The sequence below is a fragment of the Lederbergia galactosidilytica genome, from assembly GCF_017873565.1.
GTDB classification, from domain to species: Bacteria; Bacillota; Bacilli; order Bacillales; family Bacillaceae_C; genus Lederbergia; species Lederbergia galactosidilytica.
Genome location: NZ_JAGGKH010000009.1, coordinates 63344 through 83846, shown reverse-complemented (window position 1 = coordinate 83846; position 20503 = coordinate 63344). Strand labels below are relative to the sequence as shown.

Here is a 20503-nt window from a genome sequence, read left to right as displayed (position 1 = left end):
TCGTTTTCTAGTTGTATAGGAAATGAACCTTTCATTAACGGAGAAGACGGACATGGAGCTAGGTCCGCCTAAGTAACATCTCCCTTCCCATCAAAGCATGATATCGATCGTATCGCCTTCATTCGTTCGTAATTGAACAGGCATTTTTGCTTTTGTTCCATCCTATTGCTTTGTATGAGTAAGTATAACTTATATATGCTTTCTTTTCTCATGTTCTTCTGTAATATCGGTGAAAGTTCCAACATAGCGGATATCTTCCCCTGTATCATCTTTGACTGCACTAATATTTAACCATTGTAAATATTCCTCACCATTTTTGCGGCGATTCCAAATCTCTCCTTGCCATTCTCCCCGCTCTTTTATCAAGGACCACATTTGTTGGTAAAATTCCTTATTATGTCTGCCAGAGCTGAGCAGTCGCGGATTTTGTTGGAGTACCTCTGTTTCTTCATATCCCGTTAACAGTGTAAAAGCAGGGTTGACTGCTTTAATTTGGCCAGTTGAATCTGTTACGATGATACCCTGTCCTGTTGAGTTGAAAACATCAGCTGATAAGCTAAGACGATCCATATAATATAACCAAACAACTATTACTAAACTAGCCAGGGCAACTTGTGACAATAGCATAAATCCGATCGAATATTGACCTGTCAACGAATAAATCGATGCTAATAATAAAGGTGGGAAAAATCCTCCTAATCCCCCTACCATTGATACAATCCCATTCACTGTTCCTGCTTGCTTATTAAAGTAAAAGGGAACCAATTTAAAAATAACACCATTGCCGATACCAGCACTAACAGCGATCGCCATACAACCTATCGTATATAAGCCAATCGATGGTGAAAATGCCAGTATAATCGCTGCTACTGTATAAGTTACAAAGACACCCATCAATAAAAATAATGGTTGGAATTTATCGGCTAACCAACCGCCAACTGGGCGTAAAAAAGTTGCGACCGCAATAAATCCTGCTGTCCTCATCCCTGCATCGACTTTGTCTAATTGGAAATAATCCACTAAAAAATTCGGTAAATAAACAGTAAAAGCCACAAAAGAGCCAAAAGTTATAAAGTAAAATAAGGAAAAAAACCATAGTTTTTCATTTTTATAGACCCCTTTAATCTGTTCCATAAGCGGGGTTTTCACTTTCACCTCTTTCCGATCACCAAAGAAGATATTCAAAGCAGCGAAAATTAAAAGTAAAAGCAAATAGAGTTTCACTGTCATTGACCAACCGATTTGTGTCGCAATCACTGGCGCTGCAAATGTCGTGATCGCTGTACCTATATTTCCTGCTCCATAAATTCCATTAACAAAACCATGCTTTTCTTTCGCATAATATTTAGGCAATGAAGTTACCCCGACAGAAAAAACAGCTCCCCCAATTCCTAAAAACAAGCCGCCGATCACTAGATCCGTAAAACTAGATGCTTCACTAATATAATAGACTGGAAATAATAACAAAATAAAACTAATTAAGAAGACCACTCTCGCCCCAAATAAATTGGCATAATAACCAAGTGGAATCCTTAATATAGACCCTAATACAACGGGAATTGCAGTTAAAATTGCCAATTTATCAGCAGGAATCGAAATATCCTCAATGATAAAGGGCAATAAAGCAGAAATAATCACCCACACCATAAAACCAACAACAAGATTCAAAGTTTGTAATGGCAATTGAACCTTCTTTATCATGCCAACCACCTTTTCCTTTTTAAAGTTTTCATAATGTCTTTTGCTTACTTTTAGTGTAGCTTTTTCTGTCTATTTATTTTATTAGGGAGTTCCCTTCATTTTTCTGGGGTTTCCCTTGATTTGTGAAGAGGCTAACAATATTAAATTTGAAGATACAGACAAACTATTGTAAAGAGAAGTGGTTTATAAGTTTTATGAAGACTATTGTAACTGTTAGAAGGGATTGATCTGTGGAAGGATAAAAGGAGTGATTCAAATTTTATTAAATAAATCTTATAACTCTGTAAATACTCATCTCTTAATAAAAAAACGATGCCCATCTCCCAATTAGAGTTAGGCACCAACTTTTCTAATTTTATTGTTCTAATACATCTGCTTCTAATTTCTTAACAGGTGAAACTGGTTTTGCGGCATGTGCCAACAACCCAGCCACTGTCACCCCAATTAAGACAAAAATCAATGACCGGAGTAAACCGATTGATTCGGCGATAGCCCCTAAGACAGGCGGGCCAACAAGGAAAGCCATATATCCAACTGTGGTGACGGCTCCAACCCGCGCAGCGACCCCATGCGGATTGTCGCCAGCTGCAGATAAGCCAATTGGAAAGCCGTAAGCTGAACCAAATCCCCAAAGTACAATCCCAAGAGCAGCGGTATAATAATTCCCACCAAAAATGACGATGACAAGTCCCACTGCAGCAGACAATGCGGAAGCTCTAAGAATCGCCACCCTGCCAAACTTATTTAAAAGAATATCGCCGACTGCGCGACTAATTGTCATAGTCGCAACAAATAAACTAAACATTAATGATCCAGATGCAGGGCTTTTATCATAACCATCAACAATGACTAACGGTAACCAATCTCCAGCAGAACCTTCCGCGAAAGCCATTCCTAATACGATAATGCCCAGTAGAACCGTTCGTTGCTCTTTCCAAACAGAGAATGTCTCCTTCGCGGTTGTTTCATTGATGTTCTCCTCTTTATCTTCTTGCCCAGGCCCAATTGGCACGAAACGGGAAAAATAAACAATTAAGACGAATACAATAAAGGCAATAACAAATAAATGAGCCATGATCGGAAAATCGAATTTATTTGCCAAGGAACCAATCATAGCCCCAAAAAAAGTTCCTAAACTATAGACTGCATGAAACCCCGTCAAAATTGACTTTTTAAGTGTTTTTTCAATCGCTGTTCCTTCCACATTCATCGCTACGTCGCATATTCCAATACCAAAGCCAAAAATAGCTAGGGCGCTAAATACGATGAAAACATGAGGAACCCATGAACTACCTAATCCTATTGTGACCAATCCAACGGAACTAAGCGTAAGCCCTATTAACATAATGACACGTCCACCAAAGCGTATAATTAACCGACTTGCACAGAGAAGACCAATAATTGAACCAGTAGAAAGACCAAAAATGATCCATCCCATCTGTGCTGTTGATACACCTAATGCGTCACGAATATTCGGAGTTTGTGACACCCAAGATGCCATAGCAAAACCTGAGAGACCAAAATAAAAATAAACAGCTATACGCCACAAACGAATTTGTTTAGCCGAAAGCGCCTGTCCCATTGAATACCATCTCCTAAAATCCCATAAATTTAAACGATTGCAATTCTATAAATCTACCATAAAATCAAATTAGTTACCATTCATTTTATCGAAGTGACACTCGTTTTAGGAATATTTTTTTATTGCCACCGCTCGATTAATAATCAGGATGATGTGTTTTATAACGCTTCAAGATCAAAAAAAGATAGATGTAGGTTTATCGCGCCCCATCTATCCTTTTCTATGTAGTATCTATTAAATAATAATCGTATTGAGTTGCTCATATAAATGATCTTCATCAACGGCTTTCATCACTTTTTCAGCCATTGGAAACAAAACTGTTTCTTCTTTTATAAAATGAACAGTTATAGTTTCAAAGGCTTCTCCCACATCCCTGACCAATTCTTTCATTTTTTCGATTGGAAGTGAGTCCATTCCATGTAAGGTGTGATGTAGAAAATGTCCAATATAAGCATCGATTTCGCGGTGTTCTTCTTCAATGGATAGGATGGGGCCTTGTTCATATCCAATATATTGACCAAGTAGTGGGAAAAAGAACTGCTCTTCCTTTTCGGTGTGGCTTTTAAACGGTTCAATAAATTCAACGATCAGTTGGCGCAGTCTTTTAAACTCCTTCCTTGCTTCCTCTTCTTCATATTGATTATTTTCGATATTCAAGACAATCGCATGCCAATCTGCCATTAAAAAGGATAAATATTGATGTTCGTTTTCAAGAATTCGAATTGCTGGTAGTTTAAATCTTAGTGTTTCTCCTGCCAAGAGTTTCTCCCCCTATCTGGCTTTAAAAATTAAGCAACTTTTTCTTTAAAGCATACTCTACCAATTCCGGACGGTTTTTTAATGAAAGTTTTTCCATAATTTTCGCTTTATGAGCTTCCACTGTTTTCACTGAAATAAATAGCTTTTCGGCAATTTCTTTATTACCGTAGCCCTTTGCCACTAAAGGTAAAATTTCTAATTCTCTTTTCGATAAAATTTTAAAAGGGTCATCTGTCCCAGCATTGCCATCGTTTTTGACAAATTCTTTAACTAAAGATGTCGCCATTTTTGGGTGGATATACGTTCCACCACTGTATACGGTACGGATGGCTGAAACGAGTTCCTCATCAGGGGCATTTTTTAAAATATAGCCAGATGCTCCATTTTTCAACACATGAAATAAATATTCTTCATCATCATACATAGTCAGTATGAGGATCTTCGTGTCAGGATAATCTTCACTAATTTTTCCCGTGGCAATTAACCCACTCTCTCCTGGAGGCATACTTAAATCCAGTAATAAAACATCTGGTTGATGCTTTCCCACCATTGCATAAGCTTCGATACCATCTGCCGCTGTCGCTACAACCTCCATATCGGATTGATAATTTAAGATCATTGAAAAACCGCTACGTACAACAGCATGATCATCGGCAATAACTAGTTTTATCATTCCTCAATCCTCCCTGCCTGAGCATCGATCGGGGCATGGATATGGATGGTCGTTCCTTGATCGATTTCCGAATGAATGGTTAATTGGCCATGAATAAATTCCGCTCTTTCCCTCATTCCATATAACCCTAATCCTGTTCCTCTTGCCTCTGATGTGACATCAAAACCGATGCCATGATCCTCAACTTGTAAGTGAAGTGATTGTGAATCCTCGTGTAAACGGACAAAAACTTCATCAACTTGTGCATATTTCAAAGCGTTAAAGATCGCTTCCTGGCAAATCCGATAAAAGACAGTCTCTACCTCATTGCCATATCTTTTTGACTGCAATTCAGGTGTAAAATGGACAATAAGACCATAATTTTTCTCCAACCATTTAAAATGCGAACGGAATGCCGCTTCTAAACCAAGATCATCAAGTGAAGATGGTCTAAGTTCAACAGATAAATTGCGCACATCATCTAGGAGCCTTGTCAGTGACATTTCCGTTTGTTTGATTTTCTCGTCTTTTTCTTTGTCATTATCTAAATATTTTAGAATCCGTAATTCTACCAAGGAGTTCAATAATTCTTGAATGACTCCATCATGAAGTTCTCGGGAAATCCGTTTACGCTCATCCTCTTGAGCGCGAATTACATGTTTTGTCATATTATTTTTGTAAAGTTCTTTCTGGGTTTGAAAAGGCTTTGTTAAATTTCGAAGCATAAGGATTCGTATCCCACTATCTTCATCAATCACTTGATAGCTGGCTGCAAAGGGAAGGGTACCATCCTTTTTAGTTTTCAAATAAATCTGAAATGATGAGAAATCCCCTTCATCATCACGTAAATAACAATTCGTACATGTCCGTGATTCCATATTACTTGTATACCCCATGCAAAATTCACAAATGGATTGAGGGAAGCCCTTTTCCAATTCTTTTTCATCGACAACCACTTTCGCCGCCGGATTCATATCGATTACCTTTCCGTTGGCATTTAAAAAGAAAATAATTTCCGGGCTTTTTTCATACATTTTTGTCAGTAATTCAATGATAGCTGTTTTTGATAAATTATTCACAAGGAAGCATCTCCCTTCCTGTGAACGGCTGAAAAACAGCAGCGATCTCATTCTGAAGTTGTTCAATCAGTGGTGCAGTGATCACTTGGTCATTGCGATAACCAACTAATAATACACCTTCCACCCGGTGATTAGCCCAGAGGGGGATAGCTCCAATACTTTGTAGTGACTCAGACATGACGATCGGATAGTTAAATAAATCTTTCCCATGAATTTCTTTATGAATGTTTTCAATTACTAATGATTTCCCTGTTTTAAAAACAATTCCTGCAATTCCTTTTCCGGAATACAAAGTAATCCGTTTATATCGATCATTTAAATTACCTGCTGCATATTTCCATTTTAATACGAATTGATCCTCTACAGACTGGGTAAGAGCCAGAGAGACTAGATCAAATTGATACCGGTCTTTTAACTGATTCACTTCAGTTTGATATTTTGCCTGTCTTTCCTTCATTTTCTTCTCTCCCCCTATTCTAGGATCAGTTATTACTAATTTTATAATTGATTCAGCTTCTCCTAATAAGCGTGATCGACTAGTGTTAGGATCTAGCTCAGCGCCTAGCCACGAGAAGCTCACAGGATGTAAGTTCAGCGGCGTTGCCACAGGATGGACGTAGCGACCTTAGCCGATGTTCCACCAAATAACCTGAGCCAATAAAAGTCAAAACCGGATTTTTTCTCGTCTCAAAACATTTGCTTGTTGGAGGGCAACAGGATGTTGGTCAGAAAGGCGTTGCGCCAAGACAGCGCGAACTTAGCCGTTCTTCTTACATCAAGGCGCTTGCTTTTATTATTTATGTGGACGATGTCTTCTATAAATAATATAACTTCTTCCAATGTAATTCAACGGAACACTCCATACATGAACTAGTCTTGTAAACGGCCATAGGGCAAAGATAGCAAAACCAGAAAGGATATGAATTTTAAAAGATAATGGTACATCAGCCATTAACGTGGCATCAGGTCGAAAGATCAGCAAGCCACGAAACCAGACCGAAATGGAATCTCTGTAATCAAATTCAGGTTGCACCGCATTCGTGACCACTGTCGAGAACATCCCCATAAAAACAATAAATAATAAAATGACATTGACCATTAAATCAGAAGCCGTGCTTAATTTCCGAACACTTTTAATTGTAAACCGCCGGGCAGTTAAAATGAACATCCCCGCCAAGGTGATGACGCCGAAAAAACCACCGATATATAAAGCCCCCAGATGATACAAATGATCACTTACTCCTAGAGCCTGTGTCCATGATTTTGGAATGCCTAAACCAGAAACATGGCCCAAGATAACAGGAATAATCCCTAAATGGAAGAGAATACTCCCAATCATTAACTGTTTTTTCTCGATAAATTCGCTTGATTTAGCTGTCCAATTAAATTTATCTGTTTTATAACGAAAAATATGACCTACAATAAAGACAGCCATACATAAATAAGGAAGGATTACCCATAAAAATTGACTAAGCATGTTGATTTGTCGCCTCCCCCTGTATGACACAAGTTTTCAATGTCTCCCTTAGTCCCTTCACTAAGTGAAAAAATGGATTATTGTTTTTTTCAAGTGATTGGAGTAAATGCCAAGTCCCATCCTCTAAGACGGCAAATAGGATCGAAAAACTCTGTGGTGAACGGGCATCTCCTCGCCATTCAGCTGCATATAAAAATTCACACATTAAAGGTAAATAATCGGATAGTTCTTCAGCTGGCATTTCCAATCCATACATTTCATACAAAACCTTTAATTTCGCAAGCATTTGGCCACGCTCTTTCCCATCCTCATATTTAAAATAGGTCATATAAAGAGTAGAATGCTTTTCAAAATCAAATGTTCTTGTATAATGTTCTTCTAATTCATCCATACTATAGCCTTTCACTTGTTCCAAAAAGCTTTGAATATATGGATAGGCTGGATGGGAAGAGTCAAAAGACTCTTCCAAAACAGCGGGATGAAAAATCCCTTTTTCAGGATAAGAGAGCAGTCGTGAAAAAAAGCCAAAAGCAAGTTTATGTTGATAGAGCTTTTCAAGATTAATCACGCCAAATCCCTCCATAGAAGTTTTCTTCATAGATTTCTTTCCCACTTTTCCCCGGTGTTGTGTGAATCGGACCACAACCATCACAATCAATTCCAAAGCCCTCTTGCCCTTGAGCACGATAAGGGTCCATATAGCCCTCTTTATGTGATGTGGGAATGACGAAACGATCCTCATATTTGGCAATGGCTAGTAAACGATACATCGCTTTTGTTTGTTCAGCTGTAAGACCAACTCGAGTCAAACGCGTTTCATCAAAGTCTTTTCGGGATGTGGCAGCTCGCATGTAAGAACGCATCATCGCCATTCTTTGCAAGGCTTCAGCGACTGTTTTTGTATCACCGGCCGTTAGCATGTTCGCCAAATATTGAATCGGGATCCGCATCTCATCAATCGCTGGGAAAATCGCATCTGGATTATTAAGCGAATTCTTCCCTTCAAAATAATTCATAATTGGGCTAAGTGGCGGCACATACCAAACCATTGGCAATGTTCGGTATTCTGGATGTAGTGGAAAGGCTAATTTATATTCAATCGCCAGTTTATAAACAGGTGAATTTTGTGCTGCCTCAATCCATTCTTCTGCCATTCCATCCTTCCGAGCTTGTTCAATCACAGCTGGGTCATTCGGATCAAGAAATAAATCACATTGAGCTTTATATAAATCTTTTTCATCTGGTGTTGCCGCAGCTTCCAAGACACGATCAGCATCATATAAGAGTACACCTAAATATCGAATCCGCCCTGTGCAAGTTTCTGAGCAAACAGTAGGTAATCCTGCTTCAATGCGCGGGAAACAGAACGTACATTTTTCAGCTTTATTCGTTTGCCAGTTGAAATAAACTTTCTTATAAGGACAACCAGTCATACAATAACGCCAACCACGACAAGACTCCTGATCGACAAGGACAATGCCATCTTCATCTCGCTTGTACATCGCACCTGATGGACAGGATGCCACACAACTTGGATTTAGACAATGTTCACATAAACGCGGTAGATACATCATAAAGGCTTTTTCAAAATTAAATTTAATTTCTTCTTCAATCTTTTCAATGTTTGGGTCTGTTGGGCCGGTAATATGGCCGCCAGCTAAATCATCTTCCCAGTTGGGACCCCATTCAAGATCCATTTTTTCCCCAGTGATTACCGATTTGGGTCTTGCTACTGGTTGATGTTTTTTCTCACCTGCACTTGTTAAATGCTCATAATTGTACGTCCAAGGCTCATAATAATCTTTCATTTCCGGCATATCAGGATTATAAAAGATTTTACCTAAAGCAATTTTCTCTAGTTTACTACCAGAGTTTAATTCTAGTTTGCCATTTTTTAGACGCCATCCCCCTTTATACTTCTCTTGATCCTCCCAATGTTGTGGATAGCCAATTCCTGGCTTTGTTTCGACATTATTAAACCACATATATTCTGCACCTGGACGATTTGTCCAAGTTGTTTTACATGTGACACTACATGTATGACAACCAATACATTTATCTAAATTCATTACCATGGCAACTTGTGCTTTAATCTTCAAGCCAATTGACCTCCTTCATCTTCCGCACCGCAACATATTCATCCCGTTGATTCCCGATTGGACCATAATAGTTAAAGCCATAACTGATTTGGGCATAGCCTCCAACCATTTGGGTCGGTTTCATATGAATTCGGGTTGGTGCATTATGACTTCCCCCACGCGTATCGGTAATCTCTGAACCTGGTACATTGATATGCTTGTCTTGCGCATGATACATAAACATCGTCCCTTTTGGCATCCGGTGACTAACAACAGCTCTAGCCGTCACAACACCATTGCGGTTATACACTTCCACCCAATCATTATCCTGAATATCATGTCCAGCAGCATCAACATCACTAATCCAAACGGTTGGACCACCACGGAATAATGTCAACATATGTTGGTTGTCTTGGTACGTACTATGAATATTCCATTTACCATGTGGGGTTAAATATCTAAGTACAAGCGCATCTTTCCCACTAATGATTTTCCGATCATTAGGTCCAAAAACCATTGGTGGCAGTGTCGGTTTATAGATGGGTAGACTTTCACCAAATTGAAGGAAGATTTCATGATCCAAATAAAAATGTTGTCTCCCTGTCAAGGTGCGGAATGGAACGAGTCGTTCAATATTCGTCGTGAAAGGTGAGTAACGTCTTCCCATTTTGTTTGAACCACTAAATACTGGTGTAGGAATGACTTCACGTGGTTGCACGGTAATACTTTGAAAAGTAATTTTTTCCGCTGCCCGATCACTGGAAATATCTTTTAATGGCACACCATGTTTCTTCTCCGCTACTTCCCAAGCCTTTTGTGACACACGCCCATTCGTAGCAGAAGATAGATTCAACATCGCATCAGCCACTTGCCTAGCAGTATGAAGTTTCGGTAGTCCTGATTTGATGGTGTCATCAAAATAGGTTCCATTGATTCTCTTCAATTCCTCATATTCTTCAGCCACTGGAAAACTCACGCCATGGGCGCCCACTTTCCCTGTCGCTACATTCGGTCCTAATGTGACATATTTATCATAGATTTGCGTGTAATCTCGCTCTACAATCGAAAAATTCGGCATTGTTTTTCCCGGGATCGCTTCTACTTCACCCTTTTTCCAATCTTTCACAAGCCCATAACTTTGCGCTATTTCACTTTTAGAATCATGTAAGAGCGGCGAAGTGACAAGATCCTTATACACTCCAGGCAATGACTCTTTCGCCATTTCCGAAAATTCTTTTGCAAGGGTCCGGAATATATCCCAATCAGAACGCGATTCCCATAAGGGATCTATCGCTGGATTGAATGGATGGACAAAAGGATGCATGTCTGTTGAGGATAAATCTGTTTTCTCATACCAAGTAGCCGCTGGGAGCACGATATCAGCGTATAATGGTGTGGCCGTCATACGGAAATCAAGTGCCACCATTAAATCCAATTTCCCTTCCACTTCTTCGCGCCATTTTATTTCTTCTGGTTTCTCTTTTTCATTCGGACTAGACAGCAAACCATTATGTGTACCAAGTAAATGTTTCATGAAATACTCTTGCCCTTTTGCTGAACTAGAGATTAAATTAGACCGCCAAATAAATAAGGAGCGCGGGAAATTCTCTGGCGCATCTGGATCCTCAATCGCAAATTGTGTTTCCCCAGATTTTACTTGTTCTACTGCATGTTGAATCATTTCCTCATCTGTTTCTTTTCCTAATTTCTTCGCTTCTTCCGCAAATACTAGACTGTTTTTATTAAATTGTGGATAGGATGGTAACCAACCGAGTCGAGCAGCCAAGACATTATAATCAGCTGGATGCTGATAGTTAATTTCCCCACCAAGTGGCGATTTCAATGATTCAGTTCCCACTTCCTCGTACTTCCATTGATCAGTCGCAAAATAAAAGAATGAGGTACCATTTTGCTGTCTTGCCGCACCTTGCCAGTCTTTGGCAAAGGCAATTGTGGACCAGCCTTCGATCGGCCGACATTTTTCCTGACCAACATAATGGGCCCAGCCTCCACCATTAACACCTTGAGATGCAGTCAAAATGACAAGATTTAAAATCGCTCGGTAGATCGTATCACTATTAAACCAGTGGTTAATCCCAGCTCCCATAATGATCATCGACCGTCCCTCTGTATCAAGGGAGTTTTGCGCAAACTCATGAGCAATTTGTGTAACAAGTTCGGCCTTTACACCCGTAATTTTTTCTTGCCAAGCTGGTGTATAATGTGAGTCTGCATCATCATAGCCTTTTGCATCCCATTCACTGTCTGACCGAGCCACACCATACTGACTCATCATCAAGTCATAAACAGTGGCAACCATCCTTGTTGTCCCATCTGCTAGTTGAATGGATTTAGCCGGGATCGTTCTTGTAAAAATACCATTTTGATCATGATCAAAATACGGAAAAACGATTTGCCGCCATTCTCCCTCATGTTCAAGAATGGAGAGAGCTGGATCGATTTGTGTACCGTCTTCACGCTCCAAAATAAGATTCCACTTTTTATCTTCTTCCCAGCGTTGACCCATTGTTCCATTCGGAACGATAATTTCTTCGGCATTTTCATCAAAAATAACCGGCTTCCATTCTGAATGCTCAGAGGTATCTCCGAGATCACTTGCCCGCAAGAAACGCCCTGCTTTATATTTGTCCTCATGCTCATCCAATAGAATGAGAAATGGCATGTCGGTGTATTGTTTCGCATAATTGAGAAACATTGGCTCCTGCCGGTCTTGATAAAATTCTTTTAAAATAACATGGGTCATTGCTTGAGCAATCGCAGCATCTGATCCAGGATTAGGGGCCATCCAATCATCGGCAAACTTAACATTTTCTGCATAATCCGGTGCAACAGATACCACTTTTGTTCCCTTATAACGAACCTCGGTCATAAAATGAGCATCTGGTGTTCTTGTAAGAGGCACATTCGAGCCCCACATAATCAAATAGCCAGCATTATACCAATCAGAAGATTCCGGTACATCGGTTTGCTCTCCCCAAATTTGTGGTGATGCTGGAGGAAGATCGGCATACCAATCATAGAAACTAAGCATTTCTCCGCCTAGCAATGAAATAAAACGGGCACCAGAGGCATAGCTGATCATCGACATCGCCGGAATAGGGGTAAACCCTGCAATTCGATCTGGACCATATTTACGGATCGTATAGATCAATTGCGCGGAAATTAATTGACTTACTTCTTGCCAAGAGACGCGAACATGCCCACCTTTTCCGCGTGCTTTTTTATAGGAATTGGATTTTTCTGGATCTTCAACAATACTTGCCCACGCATCAACTGGATTTCCATGTTCTTTTTGTGCTTGCTGCCATAAGCGCCATAAACGCCCACGGACATAAGGATATTTAACGCGCAGTGGACTATATTCATACCAAGAAAACGAAGCTCCACGCGGACATCCCCTTGGCTCAAACTCCGGCATATCCGGTCCACAGGATGGATAATCAATTTGCTGGTTCTCCCATGTAATAATTCCATTTTTCACAAACACTTTCCAACTGCATGAACCAGTACAATTCACTCCATGTGTCGTACGCACCACTTTATCATGGGACCAGCGTTGCCGATACATTTTCTCCCATTCGCGACTTTTTTCTTCTAAAATAGACCAATTACCTGAATATCGTTCGGTCGGTTTAAAAAATTTCAGTCCAAATTTCTTTTTCACAGGACTTCCACACCCTTCTTCACATTCACAAATAGTAGATGCTAATTCTTACTTTCATTATCTGGGAAGTGATATGGAATGCCTATTAGGGAAATACCTATACCTGATGGAAAAAACCCTGAGTTATCAAAGGGGCTCGAAAAAACAGAACGACACTCCTCTTTGAGTGTCGCAGAGTGTAGATAAAAGGGTTGGAAATCAAAATGATTTCCAACCCTTTTGCGATCATTCCATGAAAAAGAGCCATAAATGCTCTCCTTATGGTTTTCTATTACGCCATGGTTGGCGTTTTCCATGTCCAGCTGGCCAGCTTCTTAAGATGTAAGGCAGCAAAAGTCAGCATCGCCTGCATGGACATTTTTTTAAGCCCCCTAAGGGTTGTCCATCGTAGGCCATGTTTTTCTTTTACATCGGCAAAGACACGCTCAATCGTCTCTTTACGCTACCCGTCTAATTCTTTGATTTCATGATTGTGACGCAAGTCCTCAGCTACATCCAAGTAATCTTGCCAGATCTGACGTTGAATCATCTTTTGGTGATTCTTACTCTCTGTGCATTGGCTGATCACTAATGGATAGATAAAGGAGAAATCAATAGCCGCATCCAGTTTGCGCACCAGATGGTCTTGAGGAGCCAACTGTTCTATTGTCAGCATTTCCAGCTGTTCGCGTCCATTATTTTGATTCTTCGTCATCATATCCATCACCTCATTCAGTTAATAGGAAACGCCGTTGATTGGAGCGGAGAACGGCGACTCCAGCGGGAACAGCGCAAGCTGAAGACCCTGGACTGAGCGTAGCGAGGGAAGCGGCTGAAGCCGTGCCCGCGGAAAGCGTTCGCTCGCAGCGGAAATCAACCCTTTCTAGCTTTATCTCTATTTTAAAAGAAAAAAGACTGTAGGCAAACAGCAAAATTCATGGTGTTTGTCTACAGTCTGCGACACTCTTCTTCGAGTGTCGTTCTACTTTTTATTCGCGTTATTTTTCTCCTTTTTCTGTTTGCCACCATAATGAATCTTTAGGATTTTCGACAGCTTCTAGATATTCTGCTTTTGAAGCGACAGTTGGGTAAGAACCTTTAAGCGATTTTCCAGAAGTACTTCGGAACAAGAATAAGATCACGAAAAATCCGATCATACTAATCACTGTTAAATAAAAACCAGGAGCTAAATTATTCCCCGTTTTGTGAACTAACCATGTGGAAAGTAATGGGGTCGTCCCCCCAAAGATTGATACAGAGACATTAAAGGTCACGGATAATGTCCGATAGCGGATATCAGTATAAAACATGGCTGGTAATGATCCCGGCATGGTGCCTTCATACGTTGAAAGCAGCACACCTAAAATGAGAATACCTAGGGAAATAAAGAGTAATACCTGCAAATTTATTAAATAAAAAGCAAATGCTGATAATAAAGTTAAGCCACCTAAACCGATTAAGAAGACAGTCTTGTTACCAAATTTGTCACTAAGCCTTCCAAACATAAAAGCAAGTGGCACCATGATAATCATTATAATTGTAATTAAAAGGGTGCCTACAGTACTTGATAACCCAATAATTTCATCCAGATAAGAAGGCATATAGGATAATAACATATAGTTTGTCACATTAAAGAATGCGACAGCTACAAAACAGACAATTACATCCTTTTTATGATTTTTCCAAATCGAGCGAAATCCTTCCTCTTCTACTTCTCCAGTAGCAAGTTCATTTTCAAAAATCGGTGTTTCTTCTAAGCTCTTCCTTAAGTAAAGCCCAATAAGCCCTAAAGGTAAGCCAAGTAAAAAGGGAATTCTCCAACCCCAGGAGGCCATCTGCTCATCAGATAGTGTGATAAAAAGGATACTGGCAAAGATTGAGGCTAATATATAACCAGTGAGTGTACCAATCTCTAACCCACTTCCTAACACATTCCGTTTATTATCTGGAGAAGATTCTGCTATATAGACCATAGCACCAGCATATTCGCCACCAGTTGAGAAACCTTGAATAATACGAGCAATTAATAAGAGAATAGGCGCCCATATTCCGATTTGCTCATAGGTAGGTAATAAACCAATTAATAATGTGGAAATGGCCATCAAAATGATCGTCGTTGTTAAAACGACTTTTCTGCCTAATTTATCTCCGATTTTACCAAATATAATTCCGCCCAATGGCCGCATTAAAAAAGCGATCGCAAAAGTTGCAAAGGTAAACACTAATTTAAGTTCATCATTCTCAACGGCACTAAAAAAGTTTTGACTAATAATCACAGCTAAATAGGAATATAAACCAAAATCAAACCATTCCATCGCATTTCCTACTCCTGTAGCAAACACGCTTTTCCTTGTCTTTTGAATGTCGACCACGTTGATCTTTTTCTTGTTAAATTTCATTCTTCACGTCAACTCCACAGTATCCAAATAAAGATATTCGTTATTTTGATACAAACAGGGAAAAATATTCATTGTGAGATTGGGAAGAAAGTGAAGGGAATTTTGATAAAAGAAAAAGTCTAAAAAAAAACGACCCTCACGAAAAGGTCGTTTGATCTGATTATTATTTTATTGTTGTTTAATTGCATCTACTGTTGAGCGATCGCAAGCTTTGATCAATTTTACAAGCAATTCCTTTGCAGCCGCATAGTCATCAACATGGATAATCGATGAAGATGTATGAATATAGCGTGAACAAATTCCGATAACAGCACTTGGTATCCCTTCATTGGCGGTATGCACACGCCCCGCATCTGTACCACCTTGAGAAACAAAATATTGGTAAGCAATTTTGTTCGATTCAGCTGTATCAAGGACAAATTCACGCATACCTTTATGGGTGACCATTGAACGGTCAAAAATGCGAAGTAATGCGCCTTTTCCAAGCTGACCAAATTGATTTTTATCACCTGAAGCATCATTAGCTGGGCTTGCATCCAAAGCAAAGAAAAGATCTGGTTGAATCATATTCGCTGCAGTCGCCGCCCCACGTAACCCCACTTCCTCTTGAACAGTTGCTCCTGAGTAGAGTCTATTTGGCAAATCTACTCCCTGTAATTCTTTCAATAACTCAATCGCAAGCCCACAACCATAACGATTATCCCACGCCTTGGCCATAATCTTTTTCGGATTGGCCATCGGGGTAAACGGACAAACAGGGACAATCATTTGCCCAGGCTTAATGCCCATCTGTTCCGCATCCTTGCGATCATCCGCCCCGACATCAATGAGCATGTTTTTAACATCCATTGGTTTATTACGCTGTGCTTCTGTTAAAAGATGGGGTGGAATCGAACCAATCACACCATCGATCTTTTTTGTTTCTGTCACAACTTGCACCCGTTGCGCAAGCATCACTTGATTCCACCAGCCACCGATTGTTTGAAAACGAATCATCCCATTATCAGTAATTTGTGTCACCATAAAACCTACTTCATCCATATGGCCAGCGACCATAATCGTTGGGCCTTGCTCATCGCCACGTTTAAAGCCAAAAATTCCACCTAGACGATCTTGGATAATCCCGTCCGCATACTTTTCTAATTCTCCCCGCATATAATCACGAACAGCATGTTCATTACCTGCGATCCCTGGTAACTCTGTCAGCGTTTTAAACATTGTAAGGGTTTCTTGATTCATGAATCTGCCTCCCATTTCCAAAATTATGTATAATTCTATTTTACCGGATTTTTTCTTATTGGCTATTCATTTGTTTACAGACATTGTTATTCACATTAATTCCAATATAATTCTGCTAAAACTCTTGTCTGAATGGAAAGGGATGTTCAAGTGTCAAAAGAAATTTTACATGAATGGCAATCAGAATCTTTATTACACTTCAACCTGAAAGAAAAACGTCTTTCAAGCATTGGATTAGTTGATGTAAATATTGGAGCAAATGAGTTAAACATTACCTTAGAAAATGAATCTCAATACCTGGAAATCATCTATAAGCAAATAGACCTTTCTATTCCAGTTGAATATTATGTATGGTCGTTTCGGTATGGTACTGAAGGAACACGGAATGATCTGGCCTATGCTAACCGCAAGGAAACACCGAATATAAACAAAGATTATTATTATGCATTCAAGGTGGAAAACTCTGAATATATACAATGGCATGACCGTGTTTCTCCTTTTACTAGTATAGACTATCCCCAGTTAGAGCATCATATTTATCTCACTTCCGATGATGTTTTGGAAGTTCTTTGTACATTTGAATCGATATTTAGGATAAAAACCAAATCATAGAATTTGATCAGTTCATTAGATCTTACCATTGTCTAAACAGCATAAATCAGGTATGATAGACATAAGATGATGGAGTAGGAAAAGGGGTTTCCCCCTATTCCACAGGTTATTTGGAGCCTTTCTTCGCTGCCGACGAAGAAGGCTCTTTTCTATTGCGATAGTTTATGAGCGCGGTTACAAGGTTAATCCCTGCAATGACCACATTCATAATGGCAACGAAAAGTAGAGCATACCTCTCCATACATCTCACCCCCTTTCATAGGGAGGTTGTCTTTAAAGTATATCAAAATCCAAATGGCAGAACAAGTGTTCTATCCAATTATTTCCATAAGAACAGAAAAAGGGGGCTATCCTAAAGATCGAAAATCCCCAATAAGGCTCCCTTGCCGCGAGCAACGCTTCAACCCCCTTGCTTCGCTGTGGGTCTTCAGCTAATGCTATTTTCCGCAGGCGTGTCGCCATTTTTGGAGATTTTCTTAGAGCCGTGTCGAGGAACTAATGATCATTTCTTCCTCTTTCTTCTTAGAACCAAAGAATGATTAGGCAGTCCATCCTTACTCGACTATTTTCTTTTCCTTAAAAGTAATTTTCCAGCTTATGATCATCCCAATGAAGAGGAGAACAAAATAACCCCACACCCCGTAAGGAATCAATGTCGCAAGGAAATGAAAAAGGACAAACAGACCAACAATCAACATTAATAGAAAAAAACTCGCTGTATTGCCACCCTGTTGAATAGATTCAAATGGTTTAGTGAAGGGAAAACGTTCATTATTGATTAATTTATAAGCTAGCAATGATTGGAATACTGCTGGCATCAATGCAACGAGTAAGTCTGGTATAATCTTCCATGAAAAAAGAAAGAGATAAACCAGTGAAATGAGCAAATAAATCGGCAAATATAATTTTAGCAAAAAGGCTTTAATCGCTGCCCCGTAAAATTTGCTGGTTTGTCTGAGTGGGATTATTTTAAAAATCCAACCACCTTTATAATCCTTTGAACATTGAAGCATATAGACAACAGAACCAATCATAAAGGTACTGAAATAGATATTTAAATACATTTTACTATTCGCTAACTCATCAAGTGATCCTGTCATCGCATCATTCATAATAAAGATAAACGGAAACACTAAACCGATTCCAAGCAAAGGATAGACTTTTAATTTAAAATCTCTTTCCCGACTCATCATATTCGCAGAGAAGCGAAAGAACATTTTCTCTTCTTGACTAAAGCAAACCAATGACTCCCAGAAGCGAGTAAGCGAAAATTTTCTACTCCTTACCTCACCTGTTTCCCCCATCAGCTTTTGCAAATTCCTTTCAAAGCTAGGCATCTGCCAAATATAAATGGCTAATGAGATGAACGGGATAACGAGGGCCATAATAGCCAAAAGGATATATTCCCAGGAATAATTGTGCCCAAGCAATAGTTCAAACGGCGCTGCAAACCAAATCGGTGGAAGCAAAACATGCCACCATTCAAAGGCAAAGGCAATCTCTAAATCAACGAAATCAAATGCCCGTATAAAGATTTGATAGCCAATGACGACGGCAATCGATAAAATAATTTGCACATAATTGATCAAGTTTTTTAATTGATCACTACCAAAAAATTTTAAAATCAAGAGATAGACAAGGGCCGTGATTGCAATTATAAATAAAATAAGCAGAACCACTTCTAATAAAAACAAAAGGAAAAACGCGATTCCTTGTCTGCCAATCATCACAAGCGTAGGAACGGAAATAAATGCTCCTGTTATAAACGCCATATAATACGTAATATGCAGCATTTTTGCCGTATTAATTGTGCGAGTATCAATTGGCTTTGTATGAAAAATCGTTTTATCTTTGACATCCAATAGAACCGATGAAAAATCTGCAATTAAAGAGGTCATCATTAAGAACATCGTTATGGCGAAGATTATACTCATTTGAAACATATATTGATCCAAAAAAACAAAAAAGACGAGTAATAAACCATAGAGAGCGTAGACGCCTAAAGTTTTCAGAAATTGGTTTCCTTTAGCTTGTTTTTCTCCTTGGAAAATTGTCGGGGTACGCCGCTGATCTAAGATCAGTTTCATTTCAAGTATTTTCCGCATCATCTTATAGTCCATTTTCAACCATATAAAAAGCGGCTGAAACCAATCTAATATTTTTAAGGAGCGAAATTTAGTCATTCCTCTCTCCTTCCAACACTGTATCGACAAAAAGTTTGGCTGCATCTTGATGTTGATCATACCCTGTTATTTGGTTGAAAATCGCTTCTAATGAACCTTCTTTGCTTAGCTGTTTTAACTCTTCAAAAGAGCCATCAGCGGCAATTTGGCCATCAACTAACAAAACAATGCGATTACTAATTTTTTCGACAACATCCATAATATGGGAAGAATAAAAGATTGTTTTTCCCCTTAAAGCTAATTCCTCCAATATTTCCTTGACCAAAATGACGCTATTTGCATCCAATCCATTTAATGGTTCATCTAAAAATATAAGATCTGGATCATGAAGCAAACTAGAAATAATCAATACTTTTTGGCGCATCCCTTTAGAAAAAGCCGAGATACGTTTCTGAAAAACATGCCCTAAATCAAAAGCTTCCATCATTTTCAAGGCTTTATTTGCTGCCTGGTGCTCTTCTAGGCCATACAATTCACCAATAAAAGTAAGATATTCCTTTGCTGTTAAATTCTCGTACATATCAGCATTTTCGGGGACATAGCCAATTCTTTTCTTATAATTTGGACTGGCTGAAGAAATGTCCTCACCAAAAATTTCAACTGTCCCCCCATATCCTTCAACAAGGCCAAGCATTATTTTTAAGGTTGTACTTTTCCCGGCCCCATTTGGACCAATATAACCGATGATTTGTCCACGATATACATCCAAATCTATTCCGCTTAACACTTGCTTTTCTGGAAAATGCATCGTCAAATTTTGCAAAGATAATATTTTTTCCGTTGTATTGGAAATGATCCTCACCCTTTTCTCTTTTTATCTCCACATTTCTATGTATGCGTAAAACCATCCATTCCCTCTCTGCTATGGTAACATCTTCCATTTTTCTTGTATAGAAAGATTCTATATTTTATGAATTTGAGAGTTTCATGATGATAGTGAAAGTATATTTACCAACGGAAACACAATGGACATCCCCTTGTTTTACAACACACTCCCCGCAACAGAAAGCTGGCGGCCAAAATGGAAATCAGCAAATCTATATCAGTACAGAAACTAGTTAAAAAATCCCCACATGCA

General features: G+C 39.2%; 16 protein-coding genes and 1 pseudogene. 1 reads left to right on the top strand and 16 read right to left on the bottom strand.

The features are described from left to right. Positions 1-189: 189 nt before the first annotated feature. The 13 genes and pseudogenes from J2Z23_RS11125 to J2Z23_RS11065 all read right to left on the bottom strand — a co-directional run bounded on the left by J2Z23_RS11125 (position 190) and on the right by J2Z23_RS11065 (position 16630). A complete protein-coding gene (locus J2Z23_RS11125) occupies positions 190-1701 on the bottom strand; it encodes a nitrate/nitrite transporter (RefSeq protein WP_057982076.1) in 1512 nt (503 codons plus the stop codon). A gap of 355 nt (positions 1702-2056) precedes the next feature. Further along, positions 2057-3283, bottom strand: a complete 1227-nt coding sequence (locus tag J2Z23_RS11120; RefSeq protein WP_064468543.1) for an MFS transporter — start codon at positions 3281-3283, stop codon at positions 2057-2059. Positions 3284-3517: 234 nt separating this feature from the next. Further along, the gene (locus tag J2Z23_RS11115; protein WP_057982080.1) at positions 3518-4042 is read right to left on the bottom strand and encodes a hemerythrin domain-containing protein; all 525 of its coding nucleotides are present in this window, start codon (positions 4040-4042) and stop codon (positions 3518-3520) included. Positions 4043-4064: 22 nt separating this feature from the next. After that, entirely contained in the window at positions 4065-4712 is a 648-nt protein-coding gene (locus J2Z23_RS11110) for a response regulator transcription factor (RefSeq protein WP_064468582.1), read from the bottom strand. Then, entirely contained in the window at positions 4712-5773 is a 1062-nt protein-coding gene (locus J2Z23_RS11105; protein ID WP_420795726.1) for a sensor histidine kinase, read from the bottom strand. Before J2Z23_RS11105 ends, J2Z23_RS11110 begins: the two co-directional genes overlap by 1 nt. After that, positions 5766-6230: a GAF domain-containing protein gene (locus J2Z23_RS11100; protein ID WP_064468541.1), complete on the bottom strand. Its 465-nt coding sequence runs from the start codon at positions 6228-6230 to the stop codon at positions 5766-5768. The genes J2Z23_RS11105 and J2Z23_RS11100 overlap by 8 nt, the downstream gene beginning before the upstream one ends. Positions 6231-6566: 336 nt before the next feature. After that, positions 6567-7250 carry a respiratory nitrate reductase subunit gamma gene (gene narI / locus J2Z23_RS11095; protein WP_057982084.1) on the bottom strand — a complete coding sequence of 228 codons (684 nt, stop codon included), beginning with the start codon at positions 7248-7250 and terminating at the stop codon, positions 6567-6569. Further along, positions 7243-7818 carry a nitrate reductase molybdenum cofactor assembly chaperone gene (narJ, locus tag J2Z23_RS11090; RefSeq protein WP_057982086.1) on the bottom strand — a complete coding sequence of 192 codons (576 nt, stop codon included), beginning with the start codon at positions 7816-7818 and terminating at the stop codon, positions 7243-7245. The genes narI and narJ overlap by 8 nt, the downstream gene beginning before the upstream one ends. After that, complete coding sequence (gene narH, locus J2Z23_RS11085) at positions 7811-9349, bottom strand: nitrate reductase subunit beta (RefSeq protein ID WP_064468540.1); 1539 nt, start codon at positions 9347-9349, stop codon at positions 7811-7813. The genes narJ and narH overlap by 8 nt, the downstream gene beginning before the upstream one ends. After that, entirely contained in the window at positions 9339-13013 is a 3675-nt protein-coding gene (locus tag J2Z23_RS11080) for a nitrate reductase subunit alpha (protein WP_057982090.1), read from the bottom strand. Before J2Z23_RS11080 ends, narH begins: the two co-directional genes overlap by 11 nt. A 271-nt stretch (positions 13014-13284) precedes the next feature. Beyond that, positions 13285-13578 (bottom strand): annotated as a pseudogene (locus J2Z23_RS11075) (transposase); the annotation flags it as partial. Between the two features lie 412 nt (positions 13579-13990). Next, positions 13991-15391 carry an MFS transporter gene (locus tag J2Z23_RS11070; RefSeq protein WP_064468537.1) on the bottom strand — a complete coding sequence of 467 codons (1401 nt, stop codon included), beginning with the start codon at positions 15389-15391 and terminating at the stop codon, positions 13991-13993. A 168-nt stretch (positions 15392-15559) separates the two neighbouring features. Continuing rightward, positions 15560-16630: a M42 family metallopeptidase gene (locus J2Z23_RS11065; RefSeq protein ID WP_057982096.1), complete on the bottom strand. Its 1071-nt coding sequence runs from the start codon at positions 16628-16630 to the stop codon at positions 15560-15562. 150 nt (positions 16631-16780) lie between these two features. Here J2Z23_RS11065 and J2Z23_RS11060 point away from each other — a divergent pair, with 150 nt between their 5' ends. Next, positions 16781-17242 carry a hypothetical protein gene (locus tag J2Z23_RS11060; protein ID WP_057982098.1) on the top strand — a complete coding sequence of 154 codons (462 nt, stop codon included), beginning with the start codon at positions 16781-16783 and terminating at the stop codon, positions 17240-17242. 106 nt (positions 17243-17348) lie between these two features. On the opposite strand, the gene J2Z23_RS22605 is transcribed toward J2Z23_RS11060, so the two are convergent. The 3 genes from J2Z23_RS22605 to J2Z23_RS11050 all read right to left on the bottom strand — a co-directional run bounded on the left by J2Z23_RS22605 (position 17349) and on the right by J2Z23_RS11050 (position 20218). After that, on the bottom strand, positions 17349-17483 hold the full coding sequence (locus J2Z23_RS22605) for a hypothetical protein (RefSeq protein ID WP_274380129.1): 135 nt from the start codon (positions 17481-17483) through the stop codon (positions 17349-17351). A gap of 313 nt (positions 17484-17796) precedes the next feature. Further along, the gene (locus tag J2Z23_RS11055) at positions 17797-19425 is read right to left on the bottom strand and encodes a hypothetical protein (protein ID WP_064468536.1); all 1629 of its coding nucleotides are present in this window, start codon (positions 19423-19425) and stop codon (positions 17797-17799) included. After that, positions 19418-20218, bottom strand: coding sequence for an ABC transporter ATP-binding protein (locus J2Z23_RS11050; RefSeq protein ID WP_420795728.1), 801 nt, complete (start codon positions 20216-20218; stop codon positions 19418-19420). Before J2Z23_RS11050 ends, J2Z23_RS11055 begins: the two co-directional genes overlap by 8 nt. Between the last annotated feature and the right edge of the window lie 285 nt (positions 20219-20503).

Coding starts and splice junctions, on each gene's coding strand:
- J2Z23_RS11065 (WP_057982096.1), bottom strand. CDS start 16,630: ATGAATCAAGAAACCCTTACAATGTTTAAAACGCTGACAGAGTTACCA.
- J2Z23_RS11120 (WP_064468543.1), bottom strand. CDS start 3,283: ATGGGACAGGCGCTTTCGGCTAAACAAATTCGTTTGTGGCGTATAGCT.
- J2Z23_RS11100 (WP_064468541.1), bottom strand. CDS start 6,230: ATGAAGGAAAGACAGGCAAAATATCAAACTGAAGTGAATCAGTTAAAA.
- J2Z23_RS11055 (WP_064468536.1), bottom strand. CDS start 19,425: ATGACTAAATTTCGCTCCTTAAAAATATTAGATTGGTTTCAGCCGCTT.
- J2Z23_RS22605 (WP_274380129.1), bottom strand. CDS start 17,483: ATGGAGAGGTATGCTCTACTTTTCGTTGCCATTATGAATGTGGTCATT.
- J2Z23_RS11070 (WP_064468537.1), bottom strand. CDS start 15,391: ATGAAATTTAACAAGAAAAAGATCAACGTGGTCGACATTCAAAAGACA.
- narI (WP_057982084.1), bottom strand. CDS start 7,250: ATGCTTAGTCAATTTTTATGGGTAATCCTTCCTTATTTATGTATGGCT.
- J2Z23_RS11125 (WP_057982076.1), bottom strand. CDS start 1,701: ATGATAAAGAAGGTTCAATTGCCATTACAAACTTTGAATCTTGTTGTT.